Here is a 9,857-nt window from a genome sequence, read left to right as displayed (position 1 = left end):
AACTAATGGCCAGCATAAAATGCGCTTTTTTTACTTTTAAACCAAATACTTAGAAAACCGGACAGGCACTAGTTAATGTTCCAAAATAATACGCTTCAGCCGAATCATGCCTTAAGAGGTTTTCAGCGGCTTCGGCGTTTCATAGCGCCAAGTCCGGATCACTTGGCAGGCTAAGCTCAAAGCATATTAGATTTGCAAAGCAATGACTGATCTGATGATTTAATAATTACAAGAATTATTTAAATTCATTAAAAACCGAAACAAGCTGCCACAGACCCGGTTAGGTGTCAATCACGAAATTCACACGAAAATTAAGACGAAATTCAAGATGTTTAGGCCTTAGTATTGAGTTTTAAAGATTATAAAAGTGTTGTCAAGCGCAATCACGACAACGGTGCGGCTAAATTTCAGATATTTTGACGATCACACCTTCCAGCGAAATATTGAACTCATTTTCAAAAATCGGACGCTGGATGGAAAAAAGGTAGGCTCTTTCTCTCAGAATAGGGGAAAGGAGAGGCAAACAGAATTTTCTAAACTTTTCTAAGGAAAGCATGTTCATAATCTCGATACAAGCTTTATGGTTGGCGTAGCGGCTGCTGAAGGCAGGTCCCTTGAAAAAATTGGGCTTGGGGGGAACCTGATTCAGAAGGGGTACAAGGTCAATTTTGTCTGTTTCGATTGTACCCAGAAGCTGGATGTAATTAACACGATAAGGCTTTGAACGGCCTACGGGCCGATAGGACATCTTACCGTCGCTGGCAAAAAAGATCTCTTTATAGTTCGAGCCCAGCTCCCAGGAACAGGAGCGGAGGTTGTGGGTGATGGCCATGTCGTTGAGCCCCAATTTGAGATCGGTCGGCTGGGGGACAAGACAGATCTGGGCAGACTCATCCCTGTCAGAGCCGTCACCATTTCTCCAGTTAAGCAGATCGAGCAGATAATCCATAAAGCTGTTGGTCAGGGCTTCCTTGCTCTTTTCGATCTCCTTGAGGTCCATTCGCAGGGAGTTGATCTTTTTCCGAAGCCCTTTGTTGCGCCTGGCAATGTATAGCATGTGGTAATGGCGAAACGAATCGCGGTCTTTGTCTAGATTCAGCTTTTCATAAGCCAGGTTCAGTTCCGCGGCCCGGGAGGCATTCCGGGAGCTTGGTCTCTTGCCACGGCTAGCGACCATGTCCGGATGGTAAACCTTATGCAGATGCCGATAGAGGGTCTTGACCAGGCTAAAAAGGTCCCTCTCCTCCATGCGGTGAGCAATCTCTGGCGTCAGTCCGAAGACTTCAAAAGGATTTTTTGAAGAAGCCATAGTTTACTGATATCTATACCTGCTTTTATGGATTCATATTTTATCGCAGCTTGCTTTCAAATGCCATTGAAATTTGTTTTCAAGCTCCCGGCTTGTCTACCAAGGCAATGACTCAGCGGAAAAAAAAGCAAGCCCCTCATGGCAGACCTCTGCCAGAGGCTTAATCATCCAGTACAAAAATAACCTCCATGCGGACCCGATACTCAGTGATTTTATCCTTATCCACAGCAACACGCTGCTCCAGAACGCGCATCCCGGTTATGTTGCGCAGCGTCTTTGATGATCTGCTGAAACCAGTTTTTATGGCGTCGTCGAAACTCTTTGACGAAGCGGCAATAATCTCCGTTACCCTGGCTACCCGGCTATCTGGCATTTCCCTTCACCTCCTCTGAAACATCTCGCCGCAGTCCTCTGGGCTTACGGTGCATCATTTTAAGTACCATAAAGCCAAATAGAGGGCAAGATAAAGAGGTTTGGTGGGCGACCTTTGCTTGATTAAAAACTAGCCCAAGTGTTTAACTAGAGAAGCTTGATGACAGATTTCAGTTCCAGTTATCTGAGGCCGAATCTGCAGGTAGGCTGGAGGGTTGTACTGGGGTTAGGAAAGGGGACATGAATATATAAAATAACGGCAAGAGATGCGGACCTTTTCTTTAGTGGTTAACCTCATCTAGTTACCTTATGCCTTGAATCAGTTACACAAATATGGGGTATTTCACACCTGCCTGGTGTGAAATACCCCATTTTAGGTCCAGCTTAAGTACATGGTGATGAGGTTAAGGTTTCATGCAAAAGCCTTTGAGACGGACCAACTCCTGGTAATGGGTCAGGTCATGTTTGATCGGGGTAATGGTGATCATATTTTGTGCAAGCAGACTCACGTCTGAATCAGGATCAGAATGCAGGTGCGTCTTCTCGCCTCCCTGCCAGTAGTAGATGTTGCCTCTGGGGTCCAATCGCTTTGTAAAATTCTCTTTAAAGCCGGTCTGGTACTGTTTAGTCCAAACTACTCCGCAAATTCTGTCCTGAGGAAGCGGCGGCACATTGACATTCAAGCAGACATGCGGCGCTAGATTCAAACTGGCCAATTCCCTGATCAGCCGGCGAGTAAAGTCAGCGGCATATGTGAAATCCGGATTCGTATAAGTGTTGAGAGAGACGGCTAGAGCAGGCAAACCCAGCATAGCGGCCTCGGTGGCGGCTGAAACCGTCCCGGAGTACAGGATGTTGATTCCGACGTTGGCCCCGAGATTGATCCCCGAGATTACCGCATCTGGTTTGATCTCAAGCAGGTCGGCCAGAGCCACCTTGACGCAGTCCGCGGGTGTGCCGCTGATGGCGTAGCCATAAAATCGAGTCTCATTATATATTTCTTTAACCTTGATGGGGTCGGTCAGGGTAATGGCATGGCCGACAGCGCTCTGTTCCGATTCCGGAGCCACAATAAAGACGCGGTGCTCCAAAGACAGGTTTTGGAAGAGGGCTCGCAATCCTGGAGCGTGTATGCCATCATCATTTGTCAGCAGGATGTTCATGGCAGGAGAAAAGACCCTCGAATACTCAAAGTTCTCTTTGAATATAACTTTGTTTTCCGGTCTGCCAGGCGGACACTTCGCTTAAAACAGGCTGCCTTGCCCCTCTTTATGAGGCAGCTTCAGCCCCAGGTGTTCATAAGCCCGACGCGTGGCCGTGCGGCCTCTAGGCGTGCGGTTGATAAGGCCCTGTTGAAGGAGGAACGGTTCGCATACGTCTTCAATTGTGTCTCGCTCTTCACCCACACTGGTAGACAGGGTGTCCAGCCCAACCGGACCGCCGTCGAATTTTTCGATGATGGTCCTCAGGAGCTTGCGGTCCAGATTATCAAGCCCAATGGAGTCCACCGAGAGCTTTTTCAGGGAAGCGTCTGCCACGTCCCGCGTGATAACGCCATCGGCCTGAACCTCGGCAAAATCGCGGACACGGCGCAGGAGGCGATTGGCTACCCGGGGTGTTCCGCGAGAGCGGCGGGCGATCTCCCAGGCGCCCTCGGCCTCCAGGGTCACGTCCAGGACCTGGGCCGCTCGTGTAACAATCCTGGTCAGGTCTTCGGTGATATAAAATTCCACGCGCAGCAACACTCCGAAGCGGTCCCGCAGTGGAGGAGAAAGGAGGCCGGCTCTGGTCGTGGCTCCGACCAGGGTGAATGGGGCAAGGTCCAGCTTAACCGTTCGAGCGCCAGGCCCCTGACCGATGATGATGTCCAACTGGAACTCTTCCATGGCAGGATAAAGAATTTCCTCGATGACATAGTTGAGCCGATGAATCTCATCAACAAAAAAGATGTCATTAGGCTGAAGGTTGGTCAGGATAGCCGCCAGATCGCCGGGTCTTTCCAGCACCGGGCCTGAGGTGCTCTTGAAGCCGACGCCGAGTTCGTGGGCCAGTATACCGGCTAAAGTGGTCTTACCCAGGCCTGGATATCCATACAGGAGCACATGGTCCAGGGCCTCACCCCGAGCCCTGGTCGCCTGCACAAAGACAGACAGGTTGTTTTTAACTTCATCCTGACCTATGAACTCAGAAAAAGACTTGGGCCGAAGCCCTATTTCAAAGACAGATTCATCAGGAAGACGGCCTGGGTCAACAATCCGATCGCCCATTTTTTCAAGCCTTCTGCAGTATTTTCAGGATGTGTCGCAGCAAGTCTGACAGCTCAGCGCCATCACCAGCCTCGGCCCGGGCGGCCACCAGCGCCTTTTCAGCTTCGGCCTTTCGATACCCTAAATTCAGCAAGGCCGAGATCACATCCTGCCCGACCTGGTCAAAGACCGTGGGTGTGGTTGGGAGGATTTCTTCGGGAACCACTGAGGTCAGTTGAGACACCTTGTCCTTAAGCTCAAGGATAAGTCGTTCCGCCGTTTTTACGCCCACACCTGGCACTGAATTGAGGCGGGGCACGTCCTTCTGGATTATGGCCTGGACCAGCTCCGTCGGTGTGATGCCTGAAAGAATATTGAGGGCCAAGCGGGGACCGATCTTGGACACGGAGTTGAGTAGAAGGAAAGTCTCTTTTTCCGCCCTGGTCAGAAAGCCGAAGAGCTGCATCGAGTCATCCCGCAGGATGGTTTTAACATGCAGGGATACCTCTTTTTCTTCCTCAGGCAAAGCGTAAAACGTAGAGAGGGGGATGAAGATTTCATAGCCGACGCCCCCGGACATAATCACCACTGCGGAGGCTGATTTTTCTTTGAGAGCGCCTTGGAGAAAAGCGATCATCGTTGCCGTTTCTCTCTACTTAAGAGCGGGTTCTGGTTAAGGTGGCATATGGCTGCAGCCAGGGCGTCTGAAGCGTCCGGGCTCAAGTCTTGGTCTGTTTTTAACAGGTGCTTGACCATAAGGTTGACCTGATCCTTGGTGGCTCGACCATAACCGACCACGGCCATCTTGATGGCGGTAGACGCATACTCATAAACAGGCAAGTCAGCCGCGGCGGCCGCCAGCAAGGCCACGCCACGCATGTGTCCCAGCCGAATGGCCGAACGGACGTTCTTGGCGTAAAAAATATCCTCGACCGCAACCTCATCCGGCGCGTGTCTTTTAATAATCTCCTGGAGTCCGCAAAAGATTTGATTTAAACGGTCAGGTAAGGGAGCCCGGCGGTCGGCCTTGATAAAACCAGCGGCCACAAACTTTAGCTCAGGGCCCTCCTTGGTCACCAAACCGTATCCAGTGACCTTGGAACCGGGATCAATGCCAAGGGCAACAGTCACTTAAAGACGCTCCATGACCTCATCGGAAATATCAAAGTTCGACCAGACCTTTTGCACGTCTTCGAGGTCTTCCAAAGCCTCCATCAGCTTTAAAACTTTAGGCGCCGTCTCGGCGTCAAGGTTTACGGTGGCCTGAGAGACCATTGCCACCTCGGCCGAGACATATCCGGTCCCTTTCTTGTCAAAGGCCTCTTTGACGGCCTCAAAATCTTCAGGGGCGGTGATAACCTCGACTTCGTTGCCTTCGGTGTCAATATCCTCAGCCCCGGCTTCAAGGGTGGTCTCAATGATTTCATCCTCATCCACACTGTCCCGATCAAAGGTAATTAATCCCTTTTTAGAAAACATCCAGGATACGCAGCCGCTCTCGCCTAAGTTCCCGCCGTGCTTGCTCAGCATGTGCCGGACATCGGCCGTAGCCCGGTTCTTGTTATCAGTCATGATCTGAATCAGGACCGCTGTCCCGCCAGGGCCGTAGGCTTCGAAAAAATATTCTTCATAGGTCACGCCTTCAAGCTCGCCTGTGCCTTTCTTGATGGCACGATCAATGTTGTTCTTAGGCATATTCGCGGTCTTGGCTGCGGTAACGGCGGCGCGCAGGCGTGGATTGCCATCAGGATCCCCTCCCCCAAGGCGGGCCGCCACCGTGATCTCCTTGATTAACTGAGAAAAAAGTTTCCCCCGCTTGGCGTCAGTAACGCCCTTTTTATGCTTTATAGAACTCCATTTATTATGCCCCGACACTTGGTCTTCCTCCTCCTATTGCCATTCTCATTCTTTTTAGCCCTTGAAATTTAATCCCAGTCCGAAGATCTCAGAGCTGAACCGTCGAGAGCTTTTCGGTTTAACCCGACGGACGGTTTTAAATACTGATCTGAATTCATTCAAGAATTCAGTTAGGTCCGGCCCTTCAAATACCTTAACCAGGAAAGCGCCCTCTTCAAGAAGCACGGCTTGACACAGGTTAAATGCCGCCCTGGTCAACTCAAGCGACCGGGACTGATCCACTCCTTTAGCCCCTGTTGTTTTCGGAGCCAGGTCGGAAATTACCAGGCGGAACTTTCCGTGCTCAACCAGCGTTTCAGGGTTGATCTCAAGCACATTGGCCTGCCTGAATCGCATGTTAGCCGCCAGACGAATTTTCAACGGTTGAAGGTCCAGACCGACGACCCGTCCCTGCGGTCCCACACGCTCTGAGGCATACATCATCCATCCGCCCGGGGCGGAGCCTAAGTCCAGGACCCTGTATCCGGGCCGGAGCAGGTGGTATTTCAGGTCCACCTCTTTGAGTTTATAAACTGAGCGGGATGGATATTTTTCTTCCCGAGCCTTGCGGGACCAGAAGTCAGCGATCCTTCTGGGGTCTTTTATTTTTGGCAATGTTTAACGCCCCGCTCCGTATATTTTTTTTATCACAAGGCGAATCGGTTTGCAAACGGGATTAGATTTCAAGTCCATTTTGTCAAAATATGAAGAAAATTCAAGAAAAGACTTGAAACTGGATGCAAGGCGACTTAATTTTTGATTGAAAGTTGCGAGGCCATAGAAATTTTATGATGAATCTACTTGAAAAAGATTGATTCCGGCTCTATATTAGCACCTGAACTGGGTGAGTGCTAATTTTTTAAGGAGGCATCATCCTTGAGGCTAAAAGGTTCTGTGAGCTCATTAAGGCCGCATCCAGAGCCAAAGCATAAATTAAACTTAACAACAAAAAGGAAGGAAGGAGTGAAATTATTATGAAAGTACGACCACTTCAAGATCGTGTTCTCGTTCAGAGGATTGAGGAGGAAGAGAAGACAAAGGGAGGCATAATCATTCCAGATACTGCCAAGGAAAAACCCCAGGAAGGCAAGATCATGGCCGTCGGGAAAGGCAAGGTGCTGGAAAATGGAACAAAAGTCAAACCTGATGTCAAGACCGGGGAACGGATTCTGTTCAGCAAGTATGCCGGGACAGAGATCCAGATAGAGGGTGAAGAATACCTTATCATGCGCGAAGACGATATACTCGGCATCATCGAATAATCAATATGAATCCCATTATTAAATTCCAAGGAGGAAAATAAAACATGGCTGCTAAAGAAATTAAATATGAAGCAAAAGCCAGAGAAGCCATTTTGACAGGCATCAACATCCTTTCCGACGCGGTTAAAGTCACCTTGGGCCCCAAGGGTCGGAACGTGCTTTTAGAAAAATCTTTTGGACCTCCCACCATCACCAAGGATGGTGTGACCGTGGCCAAGGAGATTGAGCTCGAGGACAAGTTTGAGAATATGGGGGCCCAGATGGTTAAAGAGGTAGCTTCCAAGACCTCTGATGTGGCTGGTGACGGAACAACTACCGCGACTTTGCTGGCCCAATCCATTTATCGTGAGGGCCAGAAGCTGGTCAGCGCTGGATTGAATCCCATGCAGCTCAAGCGCGGCATCGAGATGGCCGTGGATACTGCTGTTGAAGCCTTAACAAAACTATCCAAACCGACCAAGGACCAGAAAGAGATCGCTCAGGTCGGTTCCATTTCCGCCAATAATGACACCACTATTGGAAACATCATCGCCGAAGCCATGAACAAGGTTGGTAAGGAAGGCGTCATCACCGTTGAAGAAGCCAAGTCCATGGAAACCAGCCTCGAAGTGGTTGAAGGCATGCAGTTCGATCGCGGCTACCTCTCCCCTTATTTTGTAACCGATCCGGAGAAGATGGAGACGGTGCTCGAAGACCCTTACATCCTGCTGAACGAAAGCAAGATCTCCAATATGAAAGACCTGCTGCCCGTTCTGGAGCAGATCGCCAAGCTGGGGAAACCTTTCCTGATTGTGGCTGAGGATGTTGAAGGTGAAGCGCTGGCCACGCTGGTAATCAACAAGCTGCGCGGTACCTTGACGGCCTGTGCTGTCAAGGCTCCTGGCTTTGGAGACCGGCGAAAGGCCATGTTGGAGGATATTTCTATACTTACAGGCGGTCAGGTCATCTCCGAGGACCTGGGTATCAAGCTGGAGAACGTGAATCTGGAGGACCTGGGTCAGGCCAAGAGGATCATTATTGACAAGGACAACACCACCATTATTGATGGCGCGGGCTCCAAGTCCGATCTTGAGGGTCGGGTCAAGCAGATTCGAGCTCAGATTGACGAGACCACTTCTGACTATGACCGGGAGAAGCTCCAGGAGCGCCTGGCCAAGCTAATTGGCGGTGTGGCCGTAATTAATGTCGGCGCAGCCACTGAGATTGAGATGAAGGAAAAGAAGGCCCGGGTCGAGGATGCCTTGAACGCTACCCGTGCCGCTGTGGAAGAAGGCATCGTGCCCGGTGGCGGCGTGGCCTTCCTGCGTATTATTCCAGCCTTAAATAAAATTGAAGCTGAGGGCGACCTGGCTCAGGGCATCGCTATTGTCAAGCGAGCTCTGGAGGAGCCTATTCGCCAGATCGCCAACAATGCGGGTCGTGAAGGCGCAATCGTCGTTGAGCATATCAAGACGAAAAAGGGCGCTATCGGTTTTAATGCTGAAACTAATGAGTACGAGGACCTCATGCAAGCCGGCGTCATTGACCCAACCAAGGTGGTCCGATTCGCTTTGCAAAATGCTGCCTCTGTCTCCGCCCTGCTTCTCACCACCGAGGCTACGGTTGCGGAAAAGAAGGAAGAGGAGAAAGGCGGCCCACCAGCCATGCCCGGCGGCGGCGGTATGGGTGGTATGGGCGGTATGTATTAAACCGCCTAACAGGCGCTATATCAAATCAAGCCCCCTCCTTACGAGGGGGTTTTTTTTATTTTAAAGGACGACCTGAGAACCAGGTTTTACAGCCCGCCTTGCCTGGCCCTGGTCTCTGGCGTGGGATAAACTCTCAACGAGAAGCATTTCTGGTCAGACCCGGCAAGAGCAGGCCTGTATGATGCTTAACCACTATCCAAGGATTGACGATAGACATGAAATAATCGCTGTAAAGCGGTAAAGTTCGACAGGAAGGCAAGGATGATTAACCCGATAAGCAGCTGCTGCGTCAGGAGGGTAATGGCCAGAACAATAAATCTCTCCAGGCGAGTAAAGAGGCCCACCTTGCATGAAATGTTCAATCCCTCGGCCCTGGCCCGCGCATAGCTAACCATGAATGAACCGACCAAAGTCAGGAAGGTGAGTAAGACCAGAACAGGGCTGTCATGCATAATGGCCCAGTAAAGTATCCCGAATAAAACGGCTGCCTCTGAATAACGGTCCAGAAAGGAATCCAGGAAGGCGCCAAAACGCGATTCGAGTCCAGCTGTGCGTGCCACGGCCCCGTCCAGGGCGTCAAAAGGGCCGGAGAGAAAGAATAACCATCCCCCATGAAAGAAGTACCCGGCCGCTATTAATGCGCCGGCAGCAGAGGCGGCAAAAAATCCAATCACTGAAAGAAGGTTGGGTTGTATCCCCAGACGGCTGAGCAGGCGAGATATGGGGTCAATAATGAAATGAGACCAGCCTTCCACCCATGCCGTCAGGGTCCAGTATTCGCGATCCAACCGCGCAGACGAGGTCCTTTCTTTAAACTTTTTCGAATTTTTTAATTTCAATACTTTCATTTTTGGATGAAGCAATTCTTTAAGGCAATTATATTTCTATAACATATGCCTCGTGTGAAAGCAATCGCTATGCCGATTAGCCTCATGAATCTTTACTGATGTTTTTTCGACGCCTCTTTATGACCCATGTTCCAGAATTCATTGGTGAGATTGGATGGTGTATCTTATTGATAATATTTATTATTTCGAGGAATAAATCTTGGCGTTGTAGTGTCTACAACATAGATAAGTAGCTG

At 50.2% G+C, this 9,857-nt stretch carries 11 protein-coding genes; 2 read left to right on the top strand and 9 right to left on the bottom strand.

Features of this window, described 5'->3' with window-relative positions:
• Nucleotides 1-400: 400 nt before the first annotated feature.
• The 8 genes from JRI95_14470 to JRI95_14435 all read right to left on the bottom strand — a co-directional run bounded on the left by JRI95_14470 (nt 401) and on the right by JRI95_14435 (nt 6,411).
• Nucleotides 401-1,309 carry a J domain-containing protein gene (locus JRI95_14470; protein MBW2062746.1) on the bottom strand — a complete coding sequence of 303 codons (909 nt, stop codon included), beginning with the start codon at nt 1,307-1,309 and terminating at the stop codon, nt 401-403.
• 160 nt (nt 1,310-1,469) lie between these two features.
• Nucleotides 1,470-1,682 (bottom strand): dodecin domain-containing protein, encoded by a 213-nt coding sequence (locus JRI95_14465; GenBank protein MBW2062745.1) that lies wholly within the window; start codon nt 1,680-1,682, stop codon nt 1,470-1,472.
• A 403-nt stretch (nt 1,683-2,085) separates the two neighbouring features.
• Nucleotides 2,086-2,844 carry a 5'/3'-nucleotidase SurE gene (gene surE, locus JRI95_14460; protein ID MBW2062744.1) on the bottom strand — a complete coding sequence of 253 codons (759 nt, stop codon included), beginning with the start codon at nt 2,842-2,844 and terminating at the stop codon, nt 2,086-2,088.
• A gap of 81 nt (nt 2,845-2,925) precedes the next feature.
• On the bottom strand, nt 2,926-3,948 hold the full coding sequence (gene ruvB / locus JRI95_14455) for a Holliday junction branch migration DNA helicase RuvB (GenBank protein ID MBW2062743.1): 1,023 nt from the start codon (nt 3,946-3,948) through the stop codon (nt 2,926-2,928).
• A 4-nt stretch (nt 3,949-3,952) separates the two neighbouring features.
• Nucleotides 3,953-4,564 (bottom strand): Holliday junction branch migration protein RuvA, encoded by a 612-nt coding sequence (gene ruvA / locus JRI95_14450; protein MBW2062742.1) that lies wholly within the window; start codon nt 4,562-4,564, stop codon nt 3,953-3,955.
• On the bottom strand, nt 4,561-5,058 hold the full coding sequence (gene ruvC, locus JRI95_14445) for a crossover junction endodeoxyribonuclease RuvC (protein MBW2062741.1): 498 nt from the start codon (nt 5,056-5,058) through the stop codon (nt 4,561-4,563). Before ruvC ends, ruvA begins: the two co-directional genes overlap by 4 nt.
• Nucleotides 5,059-5,802, bottom strand: coding sequence for a YebC/PmpR family DNA-binding transcriptional regulator (locus tag JRI95_14440; protein ID MBW2062740.1), 744 nt, complete (start codon nt 5,800-5,802; stop codon nt 5,059-5,061). It lies immediately after the preceding gene.
• A 36-nt stretch (nt 5,803-5,838) separates the two neighbouring features.
• On the bottom strand, nt 5,839-6,411 hold the full coding sequence (locus tag JRI95_14435; protein ID MBW2062739.1) for an RlmE family RNA methyltransferase: 573 nt from the start codon (nt 6,409-6,411) through the stop codon (nt 5,839-5,841).
• Between the two features lie 386 nt (nt 6,412-6,797).
• Here JRI95_14435 and groES point away from each other — a divergent pair, with 386 nt between their 5' ends.
• Together groES and groL are read left to right on the top strand one after the other, a co-directional pair.
• Nucleotides 6,798-7,085 (top strand): co-chaperone GroES, encoded by a 288-nt coding sequence (groES, locus tag JRI95_14430; protein MBW2062738.1) that lies wholly within the window; start codon nt 6,798-6,800, stop codon nt 7,083-7,085.
• A gap of 44 nt (nt 7,086-7,129) precedes the next feature.
• Nucleotides 7,130-8,773: a chaperonin GroEL gene (gene groL, locus JRI95_14425; protein MBW2062737.1), complete on the top strand. Its 1,644-nt coding sequence runs from the start codon at nt 7,130-7,132 to the stop codon at nt 8,771-8,773.
• Nucleotides 8,774-8,958: 185 nt separating this feature from the next.
• Here the strand turns inward: groL and JRI95_14420 are convergent, their stop codons facing one another.
• Complete coding sequence (locus JRI95_14420) at nt 8,959-9,561, bottom strand: CDP-alcohol phosphatidyltransferase family protein (GenBank protein MBW2062736.1); 603 nt, start codon at nt 9,559-9,561, stop codon at nt 8,959-8,961.
• Nucleotides 9,562-9,857 lie beyond the last annotated feature (296 nt).

The organism is Deltaproteobacteria bacterium (genome assembly GCA_019308995.1).
Lineage (GTDB): Bacteria > Desulfobacterota > Desulfarculia > Adiutricales > JAFDHD01 > JAFDHD01.
This window is presented reverse-complemented; position numbering and strand designations above follow the sequence as displayed.